At 36.4% G+C, this 23119-nt stretch carries 19 protein-coding genes; 18 read left to right on the forward strand and 1 reads right to left on the reverse strand.

The genetic code is table 11. The annotated features are described in order from the left end of the window. The first annotated feature begins 44 nt into the window (after window positions 1-44). Entirely contained in the window at window positions 45-551 is a 507-nt protein-coding gene (locus tag MKO96_RS11265; RefSeq protein ID WP_087981707.1) for an RsfA family transcriptional regulator, read from the forward strand. Between the two features lie 35 nt (window positions 552-586). Here MKO96_RS11265 and MKO96_RS11270 read toward each other — a convergent pair whose 3' ends face one another. After that, on the reverse strand, window positions 587-1060 hold the full coding sequence (locus MKO96_RS11270; RefSeq protein WP_087981706.1) for an N-acetyltransferase: 474 nt from the start codon (window positions 1058-1060) through the stop codon (window positions 587-589). A gap of 375 nt (window positions 1061-1435) precedes the next feature. On the opposite strand from MKO96_RS11270, the gene panE reads away from it, so the two are divergent. From panE to sigE, 17 genes are all read left to right on the forward strand, one after another. Continuing rightward, window positions 1436-2326, forward strand: coding sequence for a 2-dehydropantoate 2-reductase (gene panE, locus MKO96_RS11275; protein WP_240587497.1), 891 nt, complete (start codon window positions 1436-1438; stop codon window positions 2324-2326). A gap of 79 nt (window positions 2327-2405) precedes the next feature. Continuing rightward, the gene (bshC, locus tag MKO96_RS11280) at window positions 2406-4022 is read left to right on the forward strand and encodes a bacillithiol biosynthesis cysteine-adding enzyme BshC (RefSeq protein WP_240587498.1); all 1617 of its coding nucleotides are present in this window, start codon (window positions 2406-2408) and stop codon (window positions 4020-4022) included. Window positions 4023-4391: 369 nt separating this feature from the next. After that, the gene (gene rsmH, locus MKO96_RS11285) at window positions 4392-5324 is read left to right on the forward strand and encodes a 16S rRNA (cytosine(1402)-N(4))-methyltransferase RsmH (protein WP_000472512.1); all 933 of its coding nucleotides are present in this window, start codon (window positions 4392-4394) and stop codon (window positions 5322-5324) included. 15 nt (window positions 5325-5339) lie between these two features. Next, window positions 5340-5702, forward strand: coding sequence for a cell division protein FtsL (ftsL, locus tag MKO96_RS11290; protein WP_000067081.1), 363 nt, complete (start codon window positions 5340-5342; stop codon window positions 5700-5702). Window positions 5703-5723: 21 nt separating this feature from the next. Next, window positions 5724-7874, forward strand: coding sequence for a penicillin-binding protein (locus MKO96_RS11295; protein WP_087981702.1), 2151 nt, complete (start codon window positions 5724-5726; stop codon window positions 7872-7874). A gap of 81 nt (window positions 7875-7955) precedes the next feature. After that, window positions 7956-9872: a stage V sporulation protein D gene (locus MKO96_RS11300; protein WP_087981701.1), complete on the forward strand. Its 1917-nt coding sequence runs from the start codon at window positions 7956-7958 to the stop codon at window positions 9870-9872. 207 nt (window positions 9873-10079) lie between these two features. Next, entirely contained in the window at window positions 10080-11555 is a 1476-nt protein-coding gene (gene murE / locus MKO96_RS11305) for a UDP-N-acetylmuramoyl-L-alanyl-D-glutamate--2,6-diaminopimelate ligase (protein ID WP_240587499.1), read from the forward strand. A gap of 22 nt (window positions 11556-11577) precedes the next feature. Next, window positions 11578-12552 (forward strand): phospho-N-acetylmuramoyl-pentapeptide-transferase, encoded by a 975-nt coding sequence (mraY, locus tag MKO96_RS11310; RefSeq protein ID WP_000893058.1) that lies wholly within the window; start codon window positions 11578-11580, stop codon window positions 12550-12552. Further along, window positions 12553-13905, forward strand: coding sequence for a UDP-N-acetylmuramoyl-L-alanine--D-glutamate ligase (murD, locus tag MKO96_RS11315; RefSeq protein ID WP_240587500.1), 1353 nt, complete (start codon window positions 12553-12555; stop codon window positions 13903-13905). Between the two features lie 90 nt (window positions 13906-13995). Further along, window positions 13996-15087: a stage V sporulation protein E gene (gene spoVE / locus MKO96_RS11320; RefSeq protein WP_000753517.1), complete on the forward strand. Its 1092-nt coding sequence runs from the start codon at window positions 13996-13998 to the stop codon at window positions 15085-15087. 104 nt (window positions 15088-15191) lie between these two features. Beyond that, window positions 15192-16286: an undecaprenyldiphospho-muramoylpentapeptide beta-N-acetylglucosaminyltransferase gene (murG, locus tag MKO96_RS11325; protein ID WP_087981698.1), complete on the forward strand. Its 1095-nt coding sequence runs from the start codon at window positions 15192-15194 to the stop codon at window positions 16284-16286. Window positions 16287-16347: 61 nt separating this feature from the next. Beyond that, the gene (gene murB / locus MKO96_RS11330) at window positions 16348-17253 is read left to right on the forward strand and encodes a UDP-N-acetylmuramate dehydrogenase (RefSeq protein WP_240587501.1); all 906 of its coding nucleotides are present in this window, start codon (window positions 16348-16350) and stop codon (window positions 17251-17253) included. A gap of 98 nt (window positions 17254-17351) precedes the next feature. Continuing rightward, on the forward strand, window positions 17352-18122 hold the full coding sequence (gene divIB, locus MKO96_RS11335; RefSeq protein WP_000798232.1) for a cell division protein DivIB: 771 nt from the start codon (window positions 17352-17354) through the stop codon (window positions 18120-18122). A gap of 400 nt (window positions 18123-18522) precedes the next feature. Continuing rightward, the gene (gene ftsA / locus MKO96_RS11340; protein ID WP_087981695.1) at window positions 18523-19830 is read left to right on the forward strand and encodes a cell division protein FtsA; all 1308 of its coding nucleotides are present in this window, start codon (window positions 18523-18525) and stop codon (window positions 19828-19830) included. A 39-nt stretch (window positions 19831-19869) separates the two neighbouring features. Continuing rightward, window positions 19870-21024: a cell division protein FtsZ gene (gene ftsZ / locus MKO96_RS11345; RefSeq protein ID WP_087981694.1), complete on the forward strand. Its 1155-nt coding sequence runs from the start codon at window positions 19870-19872 to the stop codon at window positions 21022-21024. A gap of 328 nt (window positions 21025-21352) precedes the next feature. Beyond that, the gene (spoIIGA, locus tag MKO96_RS11350) at window positions 21353-22270 is read left to right on the forward strand and encodes a sigma-E processing peptidase SpoIIGA (RefSeq protein ID WP_000261976.1); all 918 of its coding nucleotides are present in this window, start codon (window positions 21353-21355) and stop codon (window positions 22268-22270) included. Between the two features lie 19 nt (window positions 22271-22289). Continuing rightward, complete coding sequence (sigE, locus tag MKO96_RS11355) at window positions 22290-23009, forward strand: RNA polymerase sporulation sigma factor SigE (RefSeq protein ID WP_000976947.1); 720 nt, start codon at window positions 22290-22292, stop codon at window positions 23007-23009. The last annotated feature ends 110 nt before the right edge of the window (window positions 23010-23119 follow it).

The following is a 23119-nucleotide window of genomic DNA, read 5'->3' on the forward strand; positions in this document are numbered from 1 at the left end:
AACTGCATATGCTTAATAAAAAATGCATAGGGAGGACTAGAGAGATGGCGACAACAAGACAAGATGCTTGGACTGATGATGAAGATTTGCTTCTGGCAGAAGTAGTACTCCGGCATATTCAAGAAGGTGGAACGCAATTATCTGCCTTTAAAGAAGTGGGAAGACATTTATCTCGTACACCAGCAGCATGTGGCTTTAGATGGAATTCTTACGTTAGAAAGCAATACAAAGAACGTATTGAAGAAGCGAAGCAACTACGTAAAGTAGAAAATTATGAAGTAAAAGAGACAAAGGTAGTAGAGCCTATGTCAATTACATTGAATGATGTTATTGATTTCTTGCAAAATTATAAAGATGAAAACTCTTTAATGGTGTTACAACAGCAAATTGAATCGTTACAAACAGAGAGAGAGAGTCTTTTGGAGCGATTATCAGTATATGAGGAAGAGTATAGAACGTTGCTTGATTATATCGATCAAAAAAGAAGTGTAATGGTAGCAGAAAGAAATAGCGCTCGTTCGAATGGGAAATTAGAAAAGTTAAAGAAATAAAAAAACAGCTGCTATGTAGCTGTTTTTTTTATTTTTTATGCAGACTCTTCATTTGTAATCGTATTCAAATTTGTTTCTGGGTTCCAAACATAAAAATCACCATCAGGTACTGATACAGGCTGGAAATTTAATTTATCCCAAAAACCAGCTGAATGGATACGTGCGATCGTTTTAATTGGGAACTGTAGCCCCTTCGCATAATTTACAAGCATTTCTCCGAATCCTTGTTTTTGGAAAGTTGGTAACACTTCAAGTTTATAGAGTTCTAGGTAAGTACCTGTAATTTCGAATGGTTCCCCGCCGTTCCTTTTCATATATAGACTCATACGTGCAATTAGTGATCCGCCATAATAAATGCCGTAAAATGGAGATTCACTATCGTTTTCAATAATGTTTGCCTGTAATTCTTCTAGCATGGATAATTCTTGAGCTCCGCAACCTTTAAATTTTTTAAATTCGTCTAATGTTTTATAATTGATGAGCAAGCGCTCAACTTTTGGGAATCCCATAACATCACATCCTTTTCTTGTCTCGTTGAATGCAGAAAAGTAAAAATATTTATAATAATATTATAACTCATTTTTTTATTTTTATGAAGAAGATAGTATATTTCTTTTATTATTTTTTTGAGGATTTGCTAAACTAAGAGTAGAAGCATATTAATAGGTAGTATATACATATTGAAAGAAGGGGTTGCATTTGTTTGGTAAAGAGCAATGAAATTGTAAACTGTGTTCATGGAATTGAGAAAGATAAAGTGAAACTGTAATCGGTGGGATTTATTCACCTTTAGTTAATTATGATTCCGTACCAATCAGGCGTTTGCGGGATAAAAAGGGGGAGGGAAAAGGGACTTGTGTATCGTATTTATATGAGTTCCTTGTGTGAAAATGAAAATCGGAGTTGTGGGACCAGGAGCTATCGGTCTGTTATATGCATTTTATTTACAAAAAAGTAATCAAGATGTTACGTTGTTTACAAGGACAGCTAAACAGGCTGAGGAATTGAATATAACGGGTGTAACTTGTATGAGTGAGGAAAAACGTGAAACTGTATTCCCGCCTGTTTTGCCAATAGAAAGTATGCTAGACCAGAAGCTAGACTATATATTTATTGCTGTTAAGCAATATCATATAACTGACATACTGCCTTTTGTGCGAGGGGAATCCTCATTAATCTTTTTGCAAAATGGAATGTCGCATCTTCATGCTATGCAGAAAATAGGGAATGAAAATATTGCAGTTGGGATTGTTGAGCATGGTGCAAAAAAAGAAGAAAGACATACCGTTTATCATACGGGGATAGGTGTAACGAAGTTTGGAATCGTGCACGGCCAGTCTATACATTTTGAAAAAATATTTAAGTGCTTTCCATTTCCTCATTTTCCGATTCAAATAGAAGATGATTGGAAGGATGTCATGCACAAAAAATTAGTAGTTAATGTATGTATCAATCCATTGACAGCATTATTACAAGTCCAGAACGGAGAGTTGATTACGAACCCGTTTTTTTATCGATTGATGGAGCAAGTATTTCAGGAAGTCGTTTTTCTTGTTAAAGAAGAAAAAGAAATGGTATGGAAAATGGTACGTCACGTATGTGAAAGAACGTCTCATAATACATCATCTATGCTGGCAGATGTAAGGGCGAATAGACAAACGGAAATTGGTGCGATTGTTGGATATGTATTAGAGGAAGCTAAGAAACAGCAACGATCCGTTCCGACACTTCAATTTTTGTTCGATGCAATAAAAGGATTAGAAGTAAAAGAATAAGTGTAATTCTTTGCTTTTACGTGCAACATTGACTACAATGTGGATTGGTGAGAGAACAGGATACGAAAGGAAGAATTATATGGAGATAAAAGAAATCTCTGTTCCGCAACAAGGTGTTGTAGCGGACTATATGAACGGTAAAAAAGAGATACAGTCGTGTTTTGACTATATGTTAACAGAAGATGCTTTTAAACAGCGTGTACATGATTTGCGTGAGAGGGAGTTTTTACGCCAAGATTTAGTAGCGCATTTATTAGAATATAATACAAAATTACAAGCGGGAGAAGCTACGATTCAAAATGTAAAAGCGCTTGGAGAAGAAAATACATATGTTGTGATAGCTGGACAACAAGCCGGGTTATTAACTGGACCACTTTATACAATTCATAAAATCATTTCAGTTTTACAGCTTGCGAGGGAAAAGGAAGAAAGTTTAGGTGTTAAAGTTGTTCCTGTTTTCTGGATTGCTGGTGAAGACCATGATATGGATGAAATTAATCATACTTTTGTAACGAAGAATAAAAAAATAAAAAAGACTATTTTTCATGATCGTAATCCGAAAAAGGCGAGTGCTTCAGAGTCCGAGCTTTCTTTGGAAGACTGTAGAAAGTGGATTGAAGAAATTTTCAAAACATACCCTGAAACGAATTTTACAAAGGATGTACTGCAATTTATTGATGATTCTTTGGGGGAATCGAATACGTATGTAGATTTCTTTGCCCATCTTATTATGAAAATGTTCGTGAATTCTGGTTTAATTCTTGTTGATTCACATCATCCTGAATTAAGAAAATTAGAAGTGCCGTTTTTCAAGCAAATTATAGGTAAGTATAAAGAAGTGCAAGAGGGGCTTCATAACCAACAGGAAATAATTAAAGAATTAGGATATAAACCGATTATTGAAACGAAGTATAATGCAGTACATATATTCATGGAAATTGATAATGAGCGAGTATTACTTGAAGATGATCAAGGGAAGTTTGTAGGGAAGGATGGAGCGTATTCCTTTTCATATGAGGAATTGATGGAAGAGATGGAAAGAAGTCCGGAACGCTTTAGTAATAATGTTGTAACGCGCCCTCTTATGCAAGAGTATCTATTTCCTACGCTCGCGTTTATTGGAGGACCAGGGGAATTAGCTTACTGGAGTGAATTGCAACAAGTTTTCCATACGATCGGTTTCCAAATGCCGCCTGTCGTTCCGCGTATTACAATCACTTATGTAGAGAGGGATATAGCGACAGATTTATACGATGTGCAATTGCAAGACAGTGATCCGTTTTTAAATAACGTAGATAAGTTGCGTGAAAACTGGTTATCTAATCAAATAGAGGAACCGATAGATGATCGATTTGTAGAGGCGAAAAAAGAAATAATTGATATCCATACGTCATTACAACAGTTTGTGAAGAAAATAGATCCTGGATTAAGTGCGTTTGCAGGGAAAAATGAATTCAAAATTAATGAACAAATTGAACTGTTGGAAAGAATGTTGAAAAGAAATGTTGAGAAAAAACATGAAGTACAGCTAAATAAATTCCGTCGCATACAATTTGCACTTCGTCCATTAGGGGCGCCGCAAGAGCGTGTGTGGAATGTATGTTACTATTTAAATCAGTTCGGTTTGGATTTCGTTGATCGTGTAATGGAAAAACCGTTTTCTTGGGACGGAAAACATCATGTTATAAAACTATAGAATCTTGCTCTTAGGAGCAGGATTTTATTTTTGTCCTGTTGAATTTACTGTGAAGTGAAATTTTTCTGAATTATTAATTTTAAAAACGGTGAATATCGTAATTATGCAGGATACTTAAATATATGACAAAATAGCACAAAATGTAAACGTATTATCATCTTTTTCGACAGTTTTTTATTTAAATTCCCGCAAAAGATGATAAAATTTAGTATATAATAAAAGAAAATAGCGATTTGTATAGTATGCTGCCTTTGTAGGCAAGTTAAATGAGTCGTTCTTTCATAGTATTTCGTTCTCTAATCGTGAAATATGCGTTTGGAGGAGGAGATGCATTCAACATAATTAATTGGAAAAAGAGTAGGTGCAACAATGTTTAAACACGTAACAGTGCTTTTGAAGGAAACAGTAGACGGCTTAGATATAAAGCCAGGTGGTACATATGTAGATTGTACACTGGGGGGAGGAGGACATAGTTCTTATTTATTATCCCAATTAACTGAAGGTGGAAGATTAATCGCGTTTGATCAAGATGAGATAGCGATTCAAAATGCGAAAGAAAGATTCTCTTCATACGGTGAGCAGTTCATAACAGTAAAGAGTAATTTCCGTTATTTATCCGAAAAACTACAGGAATTAGGTATAACAGAAGTAGATGGTATTTTATTTGATTTAGGTGTTTCATCCCCACAATTAGATACACCAGAGCGTGGCTTTAGTTATCATCATGATGCACCGTTAGATATGCGGATGGATCAAGATGCCCCATTAACAGCATATGATGTTGTAAATAGCTGGTCATATGAGCAACTTGTAAGAATTTTCTTCCAGTATGGTGAAGAGAAATTTTCAAAACAAATAGTAAGGAAAATTGAAGCGTATCGTGAGAATAAAGCTATTGAAACGACAGGAGAATTAGTAGAGCTAATTAAAGAGGGTATTCCAGCTCCTGCTCGTAGAACCGGTGGACATCCTGCGAAGCGAGTGTTCCAAGCAATCCGTATTGCGGTAAATGATGAATTGAAAGTATTTGAAGAAGCGTTGGAATCTGCAATTGAGATGGTCAAGCCGGGCGGAAGAGTTAGTGTTATAACATTCCATTCTTTAGAAGACCGTATTTGTAAAACGACGTTTAAGCGAAATAGTACAACGCCACAATTGCCACCAGGATTACCAATTATTCCTGATGAATTTAAGCCAAAATTAAAGCTTATTACAAGAAAACCGATTTTACCTTCTGATATAGAGTTAGAAGAAAATAATCGAGCGCGTTCTGCGAAATTGAGAATCGCTGAAAAACGATAAAAAGGGGAGAGAGGTATGAGTAACTTAGCTGTAAAGTACAAACAACAAGCGCAAGAAGAGGTACAGATTCAAACGCCCCCACAGCAGATGGTTCAGCCAAAAGCTAAAGCGAAGATTACAAGAATCGAAAAACTGTTGTATGTAGCATTTATTGGCTTTTTATTGTATGCCTGTGTAGCGTTTATTGGAAATAAAGCAGGCCTTTATCAAGTTAATGTAGAAGCAGCGACGATAGAACAAAAAATTGTACAGCAGCAAAAAGAAAATCAAGAGTTACAGGCTGAAGTAGAGAAGTTAAGTCGCTATGAACGAATCGCTGAAGTTGCAAAAAAACACGGGCTAGAAATTAATGCGAATAATGTGAAGGGCCTCAAATAAGGCAATAGGTGTGAAGGGAAAATGAAGAGAAATATGACTAAATTTCATACCAATAAGGGAGCAGGGTATTTTATGATTTTATTCCTCCTGCTCTTTTTGCTATTGTTAGCCCGGTTTTTTTACATACAAGCAACAGGGTCAGTTCATAATCATGATTTGGATGCACTTGCTAAGCAAAAACATAGTAAAACAGGAGTTCTGGAAGCAAATCGCGGGACGATTTATGATCAAAACGGTCATGTATTAGCGCAAGATGCAAACTCTTATAAACTTGTAGCGGAATTAAAAGGTGCGAATCATGTTGAAAATAAAGAGGATACTGCAAAGAAAATTGCGGCAGTACTCGGAAAAGACGAAGAGAAGATTTTAGCCACGTTAAATAAAAAAGATAAAAATCAAGTCGAATTTGGAACGCTAGGTAAAGATTTGACGAAAGAACAGAAGGAACAAATAGAAGCATTGAAATTGCCAGGCATATCTTTTATTACTGAAAATGCAAGAGTGTATCCGAACGGTGATTTTGCATCTTACGTTATAGGTCATGCTAAACCGAATGAAGAGGGAACTTCGGTAGGGCAATTTGGTTTAGAAAAAAGTTTAGATAAGTATTTAAGTGCTTCTAACGGAAAAGTAGCTTATACAGGTGATCGTAAAGGTGTGTCTCTTGACGGTGGGAAAGTGAACGTAGAGGCACCTAAAAACGGAGATAACGCGTATTTAACGATAGATCAGCGTATTCAAAGTTACTTAGAAGATGCGATGAAAGCTGCAAGTAAGCATTACGATCCAGAAAGTTTAATAGGGATTGTTGCGGATCCAAAAACAGGGAAAATATTAGCGATGTCTAGTAAACCTAGTTATGATCCAAATGATCGTCAAATTAAATATTTCTTCAATGATGCAATTGCAAATGCATTTGAACCTGGATCAACAATGAAAATTTTCACGCTAGCAGCAGCTATTAATGAAGGTGTGTATAAAGGACAAGATTATTATCAGTCTGGTACATATCAAGTCGGAAACCGAAAAATAAAAGATCATAACGGCGGCGCTGGATGGGGATCTATCACATTTGATGAAGGGGTAGAGCGCTCTTCCAACGTAGCGTTTGCAATTTTAGGGGATCAAAAACTTGGCCCCGAACGTTTCCGAAAATATATTCATAGTTTTGGATTAGATGAAAAAACGAACATTGATTTACCTGGTGAAGGTTCAAATACAATTGGATTCGATCAGCAAATACAGCAAGTAACAACAGCTTTTGGACAAGGTTCTACTGTAACGCCAATACAGCTTGTACAAGCTGCAACTGCTATTGCAAATGATGGAAAAATGATGAAACCTTATACAATTGATAAAATTGTAGATCCAATAACAGGCGAAGTAAAATTAGAACATAAGCCAGAAGAAGTGGGAAAACCTGTTACGAAAGAAACAGCAGCGCAAGTAAGACAGTTATTAGAACGCGTTGTTACATCGCCGAAAGGAACAGGAACTGCTTATAAAATCGATGGATATTCAGTTGGTGGTAAAACAGGGACAGCGCAAATTCCGGATGGCAAAGGTGGCTATATGACGGGAAGAGAGAATTATATATTCTCATTCTTAGGGATGGCACCTATGGACGATCCGCAACTTGTCGTGTATGTAGCTGTAAAACAGCCGAAATTGAAAGATGATGAGAATGGCGCACAGCCTTTAGCTGATATTTTTAAATATGTAACTAAAAATAGTTTAGAGTATTTAAAGATTAAGCCAAATGAAATAAAAGACCCGAAAAAATATGTGAAAGAACAACAAACTGTCGTTCCGGATGTAACAGGGAAAACGATGGAAGAAGCGAAAAAAGCAATTGATAAAGCAAAACTTCGTCCAATCGTATTAGGTGAAGGGAAAGTGCAGCAGCAAGTGCCGAAAGCAACTGAGCAAACATTAAAAGGTGATCGAGTCTTCTTAGTAGGAGATAAACCTACAATGCCAAATATACAAGGCTGGGCACTGCGTGATGTTATGAATTTAGCAAAAACATTAAAGCTTAACCTAAAACCTACTGGTACCGGATACGTAACTGAACAAAGTGTGGCAGAAGGAACATTGTTGCAACCTGGTACAGAGTTAGGTGTAACACTTGTACCGCCACTTGAACCACAACAAGAAGCAGAAAAACAGTAATGGTAAAAGAGAAGAAGTTCTAATTAAATAAGTACAAGCATATATTGGAACAAGCTAGGCGTAAGGGAGGCTTGTTCCAATATGCGTGTATCAAATGTAACAGTTAGAAAACGACTTATTTTTATACTCATATCAGGTATACTTATTTTCACTATCATCGATATTCGTCTTGGATATGTGCAATTTTTTCTTGGCAATATGTTAACGGATCGTGCGAAGGATTCATGGAGTCGTAATATTACTTTTGAACCTGAACGTGGGAAAATTTTAGACCGGAATGGTGTGGAACTTGCTACGAATAAAAGTGCACCAACTGTTTTTGTTGTACCGAGGCAAATTGAAAAACCAGCAGAGACTGCAGAGAAGTTAGCTGCAGTATTAGGTGTGGAAAAAGATGAGGTTTATAAGCGGATTACAAAAAAAGAATCAATTGTAAGGTTAGATAAAGGTGGAAGGAAAATATCACATGATAAAGCGAAAGAGGTACGAGGATTAAGTTTGAAAGGTGTTTATATCGCAGAGGACTCTATCCGGTACTATCCATTTGGGAACTTTTTATCACATGTATTAGGGTTTGCTGGTAGTGATAACCAAGGTCTTATGGGACTAGAAAAATATTATGATAAAGAGCTAAATGGTGATGAAGGTCATGTGCGTTTTTTTGCAGATGCAAAAGGACAAAGGATGCCTAATGTTGGCGATGATTTCAAAAAACCAGAAGCTGGTTTGAATTTAGGATTAACAATTGACGCACGTATTAATAGAATTATGGAAAGAGAAATGAATATTGCGGAGTCGACATATAATCCAGATGGTATGATTGCGATTGCAATGAATCCGAAAAATGGTGAAATTTTAGGCATGTCGAGTCGGCCGAGCTTTGATCCAGCAGATTTTCAAAGTGTTTCTCCAGAAGTGTATAATAGAAATTTACCAGTATGGAGTACGTATGAGCCTGGTTCAACATTTAAGATCATTACGTTAGCAGCAGCCTTGAATGAAAATTTAGTAGACTTAGAGAAAGATACATTTTATGATGATGGAGCAGCTGAAGTGGGTGGAGCTAGATTGAAATGCTGGAAAGCGGGAGGCCATGGTAGCCAAACGTTTTTAGAAGTAGTTCAAAACTCTTGTAATCCAGGATTTATCGAACTTGGTGATCGTCTTGGTAAAGACCGATTGTTTAAATATATTCGTAATTTCGGCTTTGGACAGAAAACCGGAATTGATTTGCAAGGTGAAGGTAGTGGGATTTTATTTAATTTAGATAAAGTTGGTCCAGTCGAGCAAGCAACTACTTCATTTGGTCAAGGGGTTTCTGTAACACCAATTCAACAAGTAGCAGCAGTAGCAGCGGCTGTAAATGGTGGGACATTGTATCAACCGTATATAGCTAAGGAATTTATTGATCCGAAAAATAATCAAGTTGTAAGTAAAAAGACACCTGTGGAAAAAAGAAAAGTTATTTCCAAGGAAACTTCAGAAAAAGTTCGGTATGCATTAGAGAATGTTGTAGCAAAGGGATCGGGTAAAGGTGCTTTCATTGATGGGTATCGTGTAGGTGGAAAAACAGGCACGGCTCAAAAGGTGAAAGATGGTAAATATTTAGAGAATAATTATATAGTATCTTTTATCGGTTTTGCTCCAGCAGATGATCCGGAAATTGTTGTCTATGTTGCTGTTGACAATCCGAAAGGTGTTACGCAATTTGGTGGAGTAGTAGCAGCTCCAATTGTTGGGAATATTCTTCGGGATGCACTTCCTGTTATGGGAGTGAAACCGAGACAAGAACAAGTTGAGAGAGAATATAAATGGGGCGATACACCAACTGTAGAAGTTCCGAATTTAATTGGTATGAAAAAGAAAGACTTACAGACACAACTCGTCGATTTGAAGCTTGATATAAGTGGAGACGGGGAGAAAGTAATTAAACAATCGCCAGAAGCAGGAGCTAAAGTGAAAGAAGGCTCAAAAATTAGAATTTACTTCGGGAATTAAAGGTAACCTAGTACGTTTTATGGTACAATTGGTGGAAGTGAGTTCTTTATAGAAGAGTTACTTAATTTGAGGCTGTAAGAGCCTCAATTATAAATAGGTCTATTTATTAGACACAGTAGCACTTACCTCCTATTTTACATAATTAGGAGGTAACGTGTTGCTTATTAAAAAAGAGATAAATACACAATGTAGAGAGGGTTTAGTGAAATGAAGTTGCATACACTTTTATCATGTTTGCATGATTTTCCAGTTGTTCCAAAAGAAAATCCAGAAATCACATCTATAGAAGCTGATTCACGTAAAGTGAAAGAGGGAAGCTTATTTGTATGTATGAAAGGATATACGGTTGATAGCCATGATTTTGCTAAGCAAGCAGCGGCACAAGGAGCGGCTGCTATTGTTGCGGAAAGACCAATTGATGTTGACGTTCCAGTTGTACTTGTGAAAAACACTTTTCGTTCGTTAGCGGTTTTAGCTGATTATTTTTATGGTCAACCAACACACAAGTTACATTTAATCGGAATTACAGGTACAAATGGAAAGACAACAACATCGCATATTATGGATGAGATTATGCGCGCACATGGTCATAAAACAGGGCTAATTGGAACGATTAATATGAAAATTGGTGATGAAACATTTGAGGTGAAAAATACAACACCAGATGCACTAACACTTCAACACACATTTTCAAAAATGGTTGAGCACGGTGTAGATAGTACAGTAATGGAAGTTTCGTCACATGCTTTAGATCTTGGTCGTGTACACGGATGTGATTACGATGTAGCAGTGTTTACAAATTTAACACAAGATCATTTAGACTATCATAAAACGATGGAAGAATATAAACATGCAAAAGGGTTGCTATTTGCACAACTTGGCAATAGTTATAATCATAATCGTGAAAAGTACGCGGTACTGAATAACGATGATGCTGTAACTGCGGAATATATGAGAAGTACTGCGGCAACTGTTGTAACGTATGGAATTGATACAACAAGTGATATTATGGCCAAAGATATCGTTATGACGAGTGGTGGAACTACATTTACGCTTGTAACACCGTATGAAAGTGTAAATGTTACGATGAAATTGATTGGGAAATTTAATGTATATAACGTACTAGCGGCAACAGCGGCAGGACTTGTTTCTGGTGTAAGTTTAGAAACGGTTATTGATGTAATAAAGCAACTAGCTGGAGTTCCAGGACGTTTTGAAGTAGTTGATGGTGGACAAAATTATACAGTTATTGTTGATTATGCACATACACCAGATAGCTTAGAAAATGTATTAAAAACAGCAAAACAGTTTGCAAAAGGCGATGTATATTGTATCGTCGGCTGTGGCGGAGATAGAGATCGAACAAAGAGACCAATCATGGCAAGTGTTGCAACAAAATATGCAACTCATGCAATTTACACTTCAGATAATCCAAGAAGTGAAGAGCCAGGGGCTATTTTAGATGATATGGTGCAAGGTGCAAATGGGAATAATTATGAAGTAATTATTGATAGAAAAGAAGCGATATACCATGCAATTACTAATGCGAAAGCTGAAGATATCATAATTATTGCTGGTAAGGGTCATGAAACGTATCAAATTATTGGTAAAGACGTTCATCATTTTGACGATCGTGAAGTCGCTAAAGAAGTAATTACAGAGCTTTTAAACAACGAAGAGTAACAACGTGAGAGGAGGACTACATGTGCTTGAGCAAGGTTTATTAGTAACGGCTGGGGTAGCATTCTTAATTTCTGTTGCCCTTTCGCCATTGTTTATTCCGTTTTTAAGGAAATTAAAGTTCGGACAGAGTATTCGTGATGAGGGACCAAAGTCACATCAAAAAAAATCAGGGACACCTACAATGGGTGGTATTGTCATATATGTATCTATGATGGTAACTTCACTTATTATGGCGATTAAGTTTAATCATTTAGGTGCAGAGGTTTCGTTATTATTATTAGTGACATTTGGTTACGGATTGATTGGATTTTTAGATGACTACATAAAGGTAGTTAAGAAGAGAAATCTTGGTTTAACATCAAAACAAAAATTAGTAGGTCAGCTTGTTATTGCTATTGCGTTCTTTTTAATTGGAAAAGGGCAAGCGTTCCACACATACATCATGATTCCGGGAACAGATGTTAAGTTTGAACTAGGTTGGGCGTATTTTGTACTTGTATTATTTATGCTTATTGGTGGATCAAATGCAGTTAACTTAACTGACGGTTTAGATGGTTTATTATCAGGAACAGCTGCTATTGCATTTGGAGCGTTTAGTATTATTGCAGTAGCGCAAGAGCAATTTGGAGTAGCGATATTCTGTATGGCAGTTGTAGGAGCTGTACTTGGATTTTTAGTATTTAATGCAAATCCAGCGAAAGTGTTTATGGGAGATACAGGTTCCTTAGCTTTAGGTGGAGCCATTGCAGCTGTAGCGATTTTATTAAAACAAGAATTACTACTTGTAATCATTGGTGGAGTATTCGTAATGGAAACTTTATCTGTTATTATTCAGGTCATTTCGTTTAAAACAACAGGAAAACGTGTTTTTAAAATGAGTCCATTACACCATCATTATGAATTATGTGGTTGGTCAGAGTGGCGTGTTGTTGTGACGTTTTGGTCTGTAGGATTTTTATTAGCTGTGTTAGGAATTTATATCGGGGTGTGGATGTAATTGAAAACTGTAACTGAATTTCAAAATAAAAATATTCTTGTATTAGGCATTGCAAAAAGTGGTTATGCGGCAGCTACGTTGTTACAAGAATTAGGGGCAAATGTTATTGTAAATGACGGAAAGCCTTTAGCAGATAATGTACTTGCTGCAGAATTACAAGCAAAAGGAATGGACGTTGTATGCGGTGGTCATCCTTTAGAATTGTTAGAGAGAAATATTTCTCTTGTAGTAAAAAACCCAGGAATCCCGTACTCTAATCCAATATTAGTTGCTGCGAAAGAAAAGCAAATTCCAATTGTTACGGAAGTTGAATTAGCATATCGTATTTCAGAAGCACCATTTGTTGGGATTACGGGGTCTAACGGTAAAACGACGACGACAATGCTTGCATTTGAAATGCTAAAAGAAGGACAAAAGCATCCTATAATTGCAGGGAACATAGGAACTGTAGCGTGTGAAGTAGCAAAGGATGCAAAAGAAAATGAAGTTGTAGTTACAGAACTTTCATCGTTCCAACTGATGGGAGTAGAATTGTTCCAACCTAAAATTGCTGCGTTTTTAAATTTATTTGAGGCCCACTTAGATTATCACGGGACGAAGAAGGAATATGGTTTAGCAAAAGCAAATATTTTTAAAAACCAAACAGAAAATGATTATAGTGTAATAAATGCAGATGATGCAGATGTAATGGCTTTATCTGCTTATAGTAAAGGGCAAAAAGTACTATTCTCGACAACGAAAGAAATTGAAGATGGTGCGTGTATAAAAGAGAATGCTCTTTGTTTTAAAGGTGAAAAAGTTGTTGAAGTAGGCGATATCGTTTTACCTGGTCAACATAATTTAGAAAATATTTTAGCAGCGATGAGTATCGCAAAATTATTAGGTGTTTCTAATGAAGCGATTACGGCGGTGTTAAAACGTTTTACAGGTGTAAAACATCGTTTAGAATATGTAACAACTATTAACAATCGTAAGGTTTATAATGACTCAAAAGCAACGAATATGTTAGCGACTGAGAAAGCTTTATCTGCGTTTACACAACCGATTGTGTTATTAGCAGGTGGGCTTGATCGTGGAAATGAATTCGATGATTTAATTCCGTATTTCAAAAATGTAAAAGCAATTGTGACATTTGGACAAACAGCTCCCAAATTAGTAAGAGCTGCAGAAAAAGCGGGATTAGATACAATTGAAAGTGTCGATACTTTAGATGAAGCGGTAGTGAAAGCTTATGCTCATTCTACAGATGGCGATGTAATTCTTCTTTCTCCAGCATGTGCAAGCTGGGATCAATTTAAAACATTTGAAGAAAGAGGAGACATTTTTATACAAGCTGTGCATAAACTTATATAAAGTAAATCAAAACATCAGTAGGCTAACACCTACTGATGTTTTGTTACATAGGGCAAAAGTTTCTGCCTAAAGAGGTGGTGTTTATGGCTAATGAAGAAAACGCCTGATTTTATTCTCATCATCGTTACACTTGCGTTGTTAACAATCGGAATGGTTATGGTGTATAGTGCGAGTGCGGTTTGGGCCTCTTATAAAATGGGGGACTCATTCTTTTTTGCAAAAAGGCAATTACTATTTGCAAGTATTGGTGTAGTGGCTATGTTTTTAATTATGAAAATTGATTATTGGGTGTGGCGTACGTATTCAAAAGTAATTTTGCTAGTTTGCTTCATTCTTCTTATTCTTGTTCTTGTTCCTGGGGTAGGACTTGTTCGAGGAGGAGCGCGAAGTTGGATTGGAATCGGGGCATTTTCCATTCAACCGTCAGAATTTATGAAGTTTGCGATGATTATTTTCTTAGCAAAATTTTTAGCGGAACGACAAAAATTAATTACCTCTTTTAAACGTGGTTTACTACCAGCTCTTAGTTTTGTATTTCTTGCTTTTGGGATGATTATGTTACAGCCAGATCTTGGCACAGGAACGGTAATGGTTGGGACATGTATTATTATGATATTTATCTCGGGAGCAAGGGTCTTTCACTTTGCAATGTTTGGTTTGCTTGGTGTAGCAGGATTTGTAGGGCTAATTGCATCAGCACCGTATCGAATGAAGCGTATTACATCATATTTAGATCCGTGGTCAGATCCGCTTGGAAGTGGATTTCAAATTATTCAATCGTTACTCGCAATTGGACCTGGTGGATTATTCGGGCTTGGACTTGGACAAAGTAGACAAAAGTTTCTTTATTTACCTGAACCGCAAACAGACTTTATATTTGCAATCTTATCCGAGGAATTAGGTTTTATTGGTGGTTCATTTGTGTTATTATTATTTAGTCTATTATTATGGCGTGGGATTCGTATAGCTTTAGGAGCGCCAGATTTATATGGTACGTTTTTAGCAGTAGGTATTGTGGCGATGATTGCGATTCAAGTAATGATTAATGTTGGTGTTGTAACAGGATTGATGCCTGTAACAGGTATTACTTTGCCGTTTTTAAGTTATGGTGGATCAAGTTTGACATTAATGTTAATGGCAGTAGGTGTATTATTAAATATAAGTCGCCATTCTCGCTACTAAACCCTGTTTTATAAGACAGGGTTTTTCGTATGTGCGCGAAGAAACATGATGTATATAGAAATAAATACGACTGAAATAAGAAAAGAGAAGCGGAGGAGTTAGTAGTGCGTGTATTAGTAAGTGGTGGGGGCACTGGAGGTCATATTTATCCGGCTCTTGCTCTAATAAGAGAAATAAAAAAATTAAATCCGGAAGCAAGGTTTTTATATATTGGTACGGAGAGTGGATTAGAGAGCACGATCGTTCCAAAAGCAGGCATACCGTTTCAATCTATTGTTATAAGTGGATTTAAGCGTAAAATATCGTTAGATAACGTGAAAACGGTGATGCGTTTCCTAAAGGGTGTACAAGATAGTAAACGATATATTCGTCGTTTTAATCCGGATATTGTGATTGGAACGGGTGGATATGTATGTGGACCAGTTGTATATGCTGCAGCAAAATTAGGTATTCCAACCATTGTACATGAACAAAATAGTGTACCTGGTGTAACGAATAAATTTTTAAGCCGCTATGTTGATAAAGTTGCGGTTTGTTTTGAAGCGGCTGCAGAACATTTTCCACAGTCAAAAGTGGTGATGACAGGAAATCCAAGAGCATCAGAAGTGATGGATCAGAATGGAATGAAAGGAAAACGTTCAGTAGGTTTATCTCTTCCTAAAAAATCGGTACTTATTTTTGGTGGAAGTCGTGGGGCTAGACCGATTAACGATGCTTTCGTAGAGGCAATTGAACAGTTTGGAAATAAAAGTTACGAAATATTGTATGTAACAGGTGAAGTTCATTATGACAAAGTGATGGAAGCAGTGAAGCAAAAAGGGAATCCGAATAATGTTATTATTAAACCTTTCATTCATAATATGCCAGAGGTACTTACAGGTGTAGATCTTGTTGTTTCAAGAGCGGGGGCCACAACACTTGCAGAATTAACCGCGTTAGGTAAGCCAAGTGTGTTAATACCGAGTCCTTACGTAACAAATAACCATCAGGAAAAGAATGCACGTTCCGTTGTCGATAAAGGAGCAGCAAAAATGTTGCTTGAAAAAGATTTAACAGCAGAAATGCTTATTCGTGATATTGATGAGATTTTATTAGATGCACAAACATTACAAAATATGAAGCTGGCTGCGGGGCAATTAGGTATTCCAGATGCAGCAAATAAGCTGTATGAAGTAATGAATAAGCTTGTAAAAAAATAACGTTAGGTGAACGCCCTGCATACTACTGTAATAAGGATAATTAGTATGGGGGAGATTGTTTATGGAGCAATTAGTAAATGAGCTTATAGAAGCAAATGTTGGTCGCGTGTTAGTAAATGAAGCGTTAGCGCGTTATACCACTATGAAAATAGGTGGACCAGCTGATATTTTAATTGTGCCAAAGCATGTTGCCAGTATTGAAAAAACGTTGCAGTTAGTAAAAAAATATAAAACAAAGTGGACTGTAATTGGTCGAGGTTCGAACCTTCTTGTATCTGATCTAGGTATAGAAGGTGTCGTTATTCGTTTAGGAGAAGGATTAGACCACTTAGAAGTCGAAAAACATAGAGTAAGAGTTGGTGGTGGGTATCCCCTTATTAAATTATCAACTTTACTTAGTCGTCAAGGGTTATCCGGCCTGGAATTTGCCAGTGGTATTCCAGGAAGTGTTGGTGGTGCAGTGTATATGAATGCAGGAGCACATAAATCGGATATATCAAACATATTATCAAAAGCTCTTATTTTGTTTGAAAACGGAACAATTGATTGGTTAACACATGAAGAAATGGAGTTTTCCTATCGTACTTCTGTATTGCAAACGAAACATCCTGGTATTGTTTTGGAAGCTGAGTTTCAATTGCAGGTAGGAGAGCGTGAGGGAATCGTAAGCGTCATGCAAAAGAATAAAGACTACCGCCGTGAAACACAGCCGTGGAATCATCCTTGTGCAGGAAGCATATTTCGGAATCCAATCCCATACTTTGCAGGAGACTTAATAGAAAAGGCGGGGCTTCGTGGTTATCAAATAGGCGGAGCTCAAATTTCTGAAATGCATGGGAATTTTATTATTAATACTGGGGGAGCCAGTGCGCAAGATGTCTTATCTTTAATTGCATTAATAAAACAAACAATCGAGGATAAATTTGGCGTAGAAATGCATACAGAAGTAGAAATCATTGGAAGATAACGGTTATTCGTTCCGCTCATTATCATTTATGTTATAATAAGAAGATAAGAACGGCATGAGGAACATGCCGTTTTTTATGTTACGTAGGGGGATCGTACATGAAAAATAGTAAAGTGATTAAACTACAGGATCGTGTACCAAAGTTAAAAAATCAACAGAAGAAAAACAAGAAAAATGTTAATCATCGGTTGATTTTATACATATCAATTTTATTTTTATTAGTGCTCTTTTTAATTTATTTTCGGTCTCCGCTAAGCAATATCAAAAAGATAAGTGTGTTTGGAAATCATTATATGACAGATGAACAAGTGATGAAGGAATCAGGTGTGACGTATGATACAAGTTATTTCCGAGTGACAGCACATAAAGCAGAAGAAAACCTAACGAAACGAAAAGAAATTAAAGCAGTAAATGTAAAAAAACGTTTTCCAAATAAAATTGATGTTCATATTGAAGAATATTTAACGATTGGTTATATAAACAAAGATGGGAAATTACAACCGTTACTAGAGAACGGGAAAACACTCGATGTACTTCCGAACGGAAAACTTCCTGTTGCAGCACCAATTTTTGAACCTTTTAAAGAGGAAAAAATGAAGGAGTTAATTGCTGAGCTTGAAAAATTAACACCAACTATTTTAAGGTCTATTTCTGAAATTCGTTATTCACCGACGAATGCGAATGAAGATCACCTTACTTTATATATGAATGAAGGGTACGAAGTGAGCACTACGATTCAAAATTTCGCAAAGCGTATGGAAGCTTATCCGCTTATCTTAAAAACAATTGAGCCGGGTAAAAAGGTATTAATTGATTTAGAAGTAGGGGCATATACGAAAGAATTAGGAGCGGAAGAAAAAAAAGAATAGAACGATAGTTTTTACTACGTTCCTGTAGAAAAAACGAAACGAACGTTCTACTTGATGCATCTGAATTTACAAGAATGGTTCATTTGATGAAAAAGATGTAAAAATTCTTAGTTTCATACTAGGATTGGTACAAGTTTCACTTTTCTATGAGTACATCTTAGTGTAGACTTATACTTGGCGGTAATCTTTACACTTGAAATAGAATTATTTCAAGATAAGCAGTTATTCACAGTTTACTGCGATATTCTTAAATGAATGTTAAATAAAAATAAGAAAAATATAGGGTTAAAAAAGGGAAACGTATAAAGACGTTGAATATTTTTCTTATAAATAGTAAAGTTGCGATTGTTGTTCCATATATTGAGTTGTATGGTATAAATAAAGAAGGAGGTGCCAAAGAATGAACAGCAATGAAATATATGTTAGTCTTGACATCGGTACATCCAATGTTAAAGTCATCATTGGTGAAATGGTTAATGACAGCTTAAACATTATTGGTGTTGGAAATGTAAAATCAAATGGTTTAAAGAAGGGATCGATAGTTGATATAGACGAGACTGTTCGATCAATTAAAAAAGCAATTGAACAAGCTGAGCGCATGGTGGGAATCCACATTGAGCAAGTTGTAGTAGGTGTCAATGCAAACCAGGTACAGCTACTTCCTTGTCACGGAGTAGTCGCTGTTTCAAATGAAGATCGTGAAATCGGGAATGAAGATGTCTTACGCGTTCTAGATGCAGCACAAGTTGTGTCAATTGCTCCAGAACGTGAGTTTATTGATGTGGTACCTCGACAGTTCATCGTAGACGGTCTTGACGAGATTAACGATCCACGCGGGATGATCGGTGTAAGATTAGAAATGGAAGGTACACTTATAACAGGCTCGAGAACTTTACTACATAACCTACTTCGTTGTGTAGAAAAAGCAGGTCTTGAAATAGTTGATATTTGTCTTCAACCTTTAGCGGCTGCAACAGTTGCTATATCTTCAGATGAAAAACATAGAGGAGTAGCCCTTGTTGATATGGGGGGAGGATCTACAACTTTATCTATTTTTAAAGATGGAGAGTTACAAGCGACGAGCGTATTACCGTTAGGTGGAGACCATATAACGAAGGATATTGCGATTGGGTTGAAAACTTCAACAGAAAATGCAGATCAAATTAAGTTGAAATATGGACATGCTTTTTATGATACAGCATCTGAAGAAGAGATGTTTACGGTTCCTATTATGGGAAGCGATCAAACAGAACAATATTCTCAGTTGGAATTATCGGATATAATAGAGGCTCGTGTAGAGGAAATTTTAATGTTTGTTCAAGATGAAGTGCGTAAGTTAGGAGTAAAGCAAGTAGCTTCTGGCTATGTACTAACTGGTGGAATTGCTTCTATGCCGGGTGTTCTTGATCTTGCATATGATATTTTACATGAAAATGTTCGTATAGCGACTCCTGATTATATTGGTGTGCGTGAGCCCCAATATACAAGTGGAGTAGGATTAATTAAACATTCTTATCAAAAAGCTAAATTACGTGGGAAAAATGTGCAGGAAAAGCAAGAACATTTTGAAGCAGTATCAGCACCAGCACCAACGCCGGTACAACAGCAACCTGCGAAACAAAAAACTCGTAATCAAAACAATAATAATCAAAATGATGAACGTATGATGTCAAAAGTAAAACGTGTATTCCGTTATTTATGGGATTAAAATTGGACACGAAAAATGAGGTTCTAGGGGGATTTCGACATGTTAGAGTTTGATACTACTCAAGATCAATTAGCGAATATAAAAGTTATCGGTGTCGGCGGTGGCGGAAACAATGCTGTAAACCGTATGATTGAACACGGTGTACAAGGTGTAGACTTTATCGCTGTGAATACTGATGCACAAGCATTAAATCTATCAAAAGCTGAAACAAAAATGCAAATTGGTGGAAAATTAACACGTGGACTTGGTGCAGGTGCAAACCCTGAAGTAGGGAAAAAAGCTGCAGAAGAAAGTAAAGAACAGATCCAAGAAGCACTTCGTGGTGCGGATATGGTCTTCGTAACTGCTGGTATGGGCGGCGGAACTGGAACTGGTGCAGCTCCAGTTGTTGCTCAAGTTGCAAAAGAATTAGGTGCATTAACAGTTGGTGTTGTGACACGTCCATTTACATTTGAAGGACGTAAGCGTGCAACACAAGCAGCATCTGGTATTGCGGCATTTAAAGAAAATGTAGATACACTTATTGTAATTCCAAACGATCGCTTATTAGAGATTGTTGATAAAAATACGCCGATGTTAGAAGCGTTCCGTGAAGCAGATAACGTATTACGTCAAGGTGTTCAAGGTATTTCTGATTTAATTGCAACACCAGGTTTAATTAACTTAGACTTCGCAGACGTAAAGACAATTATGTCTAATAGAGGTTCTGCTTTAATGGGTATTGGTTCTGGTAATGGAGAAAACCGTGCTGCTGAAGCTGCGAAAAAAGCGATTTCTAGTCCATTATTAGAAACATCTATTGATGGAGCTCAAGGTGTTATCATGAACATTACGGGTGGAGCTAACTTAAGCTTATATGAAGTACAAGAAGCGGCAGACATTGTAGCTTCAGCTTCAGATCCAGAAGTAAATATGATCTTCGGTTCTGTTATTAATGAAGGATTAAAAGATGATATCGTTGTAACTGTAATTGCAACTGGTTTTGATGATAGTGCTTCGACGCAGCCACCAAAACCAATTATCCGTCCGACTGCGAATCACACGCAACAACAGCAACAGCCAGTAGCTCAACCTTCAAAACAACGTGAAGTAAAACGTGAAATGAAGCGTGAAGAGCCGGTTGTTCATGAGCGTCATTCAGATTCAGATGATATCGATATTCCAGCATTTTTACGTAACCGTCGTAGACGATAAAAGAAAAGGAGCTTTCATGCTCCTTTTTTGTTTTATACAGGGAAAAGATCTGCTAAGCAGGTCTTTTTTTATTTTATATATTTCGATTTATCCAGCTATGTGCTTGGCTGCCCGTAAAAGCCTGATTGGTGAGGGCTAATTAAAGTTTCACTTTATATGTAAGTAAAAAAGTATAGTATTCTATTCTATGAAACATATACTTTTATTTTTTACCGACAGATTCTGTCTAGAAAGCACAAAATAACAAAAAAACACCTCCGCAAATTGACACACTTTCCTATTGGATATGCATTATACTAGTCTCAACTTAAAAAAAGAGGTGAATTGTTTGGTTGTTTACGCCGACGTTGTTTGGTTGTTAAACGCCTGCATTGATTTTCTTTTACTTTTATTAACAGCTACCGTGTTAAAAAAGAAGATCAAAAGATGGAGGCTTGTGTTAGGGGCATTTATAGGTTCAACCATTGTTATTTTTGCCTTTACTCCTTTTGCTTCTATGATGACACATCCAATTATGAAACTACTGTATTCGTTACTTATTGTGTATACAGCATTTGGGTTTACAACGTTTAGAAACTATGCACAAACTGTTTTTACTTTTTACTTTGTAACCTTTATGGTTGGCGGAGGGTTAATTGGGACTCATTTCTTTTTGCAAACGAATGAAATGGTAAATGGGTTGGTTCAATCTCAATCAATTTCTTACGGTGATCCAATTAGCTGGTTGTTTGTTGTTTTTGGTTTTCCAGTAATTTATTATTTTTCTAAAAAGCGTATTGAAAGCGTAGAGGTTACAAAAATACACTATGATCAAATTGTGAAATTGAAAATTCAATTAGCTGAAGAGGAACTAGAACTCGCAGGTTTAATTGATAGTGGGAACCAACTTTACGACCCGTTAACAAAAACACCCGTTATGATTATGCATATTTCATCATTAGAGCATTGCTTGCCAGCTTGGTTAACAGAACAAATTTATTCCAAAACAGAGATTCCTCAAATACCAGAAAATGATTCTGGATGGGCGACAAAATTACGCTTAATTCCTTTCAGAGCAGTAGGAGTAGAGAATCAATTTTTATGGGCAATTAAGCCAGACAGTGTGCAAATTTATCATGAAGGTAGTTCTATTGTAGTCAGCAAAGTATTGATTGGATTAAATACACAACAGTTGTCAACCAATGGAGAGTATCAATGTATTGTGCATCCGAAAATGTTAATTTCGCAAAAAATGGTCATTGCTTAATAATGGGAGGCGGGATAATATGATGAAATTAAAATTTTATTTAGTATACCTTTGGTATAAAGTATTGCTGAAATTAGGAATTAAGACCGATGAAATTTATTACATCGGTGGAAGTGAAGCGCTGCCACCACCGTTGACGAAAGAAGAAGAGGAAGTTCTTTTGAATAAATTGCCAAAAGGAGATCAGGCAGCAAGATCGTTACTGATTGAACGCAACTTACGGTTAGTTGTATATATAGCAAGAAAGTTTGAAAATACAGGGATAAATATTGAAGATTTGATTAGTATAGGAACAATCGGCCTTATTAAAGCAGTGAATACATTTAATCCGGAAAAGAAAATAAAATTAGCAACATATGCCTCACGGTGTATAGAAAATGAAATTTTAATGCATTTGCGCCGGAATAATAAAAATCGTTCAGAAGTTTCTTTTGACGAACCGCTTAACATTGATTGGGATGGGAATGAACTTTTGTTATCAGATGTATTAGGTACAGATGATGATATTATTACAAAAGATTTAGAAGCTACTGTAGATCGTCATCTTCTAATGAAAGCATTGCATCAATTAAATGATCGTGAAAAACAAATTATGGAACTTCGGTTTGGGCTTGCTGGAGAAGAAGAAAAGACGCAAAAAGATGTGGCGGATATGCTTGGGATTTCACAGTCATACATTTCGCGTTTAGAAAAAAGAATTATAAAAAGATTACGAAAAGAATTTAATAAAATGGTGTAAAGAATAAGACCAGCCGTTATCTAGGCTGGTCTTATTCTCTTTCGTTGTATGAGAAGAGACAACGAAAATGAAAAATGAAGAGAAAACCGCATGCATAAAATCCCCTTCAA

It is taken from the genome of Bacillus sp. ES1-5, assembly GCF_022487605.1.
GTDB classification, from domain to species: Bacteria; Bacillota; Bacilli; order Bacillales; family Bacillaceae_G; genus Bacillus_A; species Bacillus_A wiedmannii.

What these genes read in the sequence shown, in the direction of transcription:
- murB (WP_240587501.1), top strand. Translation starts at nt 16,348, where the DNA reads ATGGAGCAATTAGTAAATGAGCTTATAGAAGCAAATGTTGGTCGCGTG.
- spoVE (WP_000753517.1), top strand. Translation starts at nt 13,996, where the DNA reads ATGAAGAAAACGCCTGATTTTATTCTCATCATCGTTACACTTGCGTTG.
- ftsL (WP_000067081.1), top strand. Translation starts at nt 5,340, where the DNA reads ATGAGTAACTTAGCTGTAAAGTACAAACAACAAGCGCAAGAAGAGGTA.
- MKO96_RS11270 (WP_087981706.1), bottom strand. Translation starts at nt 1,060, where the DNA reads ATGGGATTCCCAAAAGTTGAGCGCTTGCTCATCAATTATAAAACATTA.
- ftsZ (WP_087981694.1), top strand. Translation starts at nt 19,870, where the DNA reads ATGTTAGAGTTTGATACTACTCAAGATCAATTAGCGAATATAAAAGTT.
- rsmH (WP_000472512.1), top strand. Translation starts at nt 4,392, where the DNA reads ATGTTTAAACACGTAACAGTGCTTTTGAAGGAAACAGTAGACGGCTTA.
- ftsA (WP_087981695.1), top strand. Translation starts at nt 18,523, where the DNA reads ATGAACAGCAATGAAATATATGTTAGTCTTGACATCGGTACATCCAAT.
- bshC (WP_240587498.1), top strand. Translation starts at nt 2,406, where the DNA reads ATGGAGATAAAAGAAATCTCTGTTCCGCAACAAGGTGTTGTAGCGGAC.
- divIB (WP_000798232.1), top strand. Translation starts at nt 17,352, where the DNA reads ATGAAAAATAGTAAAGTGATTAAACTACAGGATCGTGTACCAAAGTTA.
- murE (WP_240587499.1), top strand. Translation starts at nt 10,080, where the DNA reads ATGAAGTTGCATACACTTTTATCATGTTTGCATGATTTTCCAGTTGTT.
- sigE (WP_000976947.1), top strand. Translation starts at nt 22,290, where the DNA reads ATGATGAAATTAAAATTTTATTTAGTATACCTTTGGTATAAAGTATTG.
- MKO96_RS11295 (WP_087981702.1), top strand. Translation starts at nt 5,724, where the DNA reads ATGAAGAGAAATATGACTAAATTTCATACCAATAAGGGAGCAGGGTAT.
- MKO96_RS11265 (WP_087981707.1), top strand. Translation starts at nt 45, where the DNA reads ATGGCGACAACAAGACAAGATGCTTGGACTGATGATGAAGATTTGCTT.
- MKO96_RS11300 (WP_087981701.1), top strand. Translation starts at nt 7,956, where the DNA reads ATGCGTGTATCAAATGTAACAGTTAGAAAACGACTTATTTTTATACTC.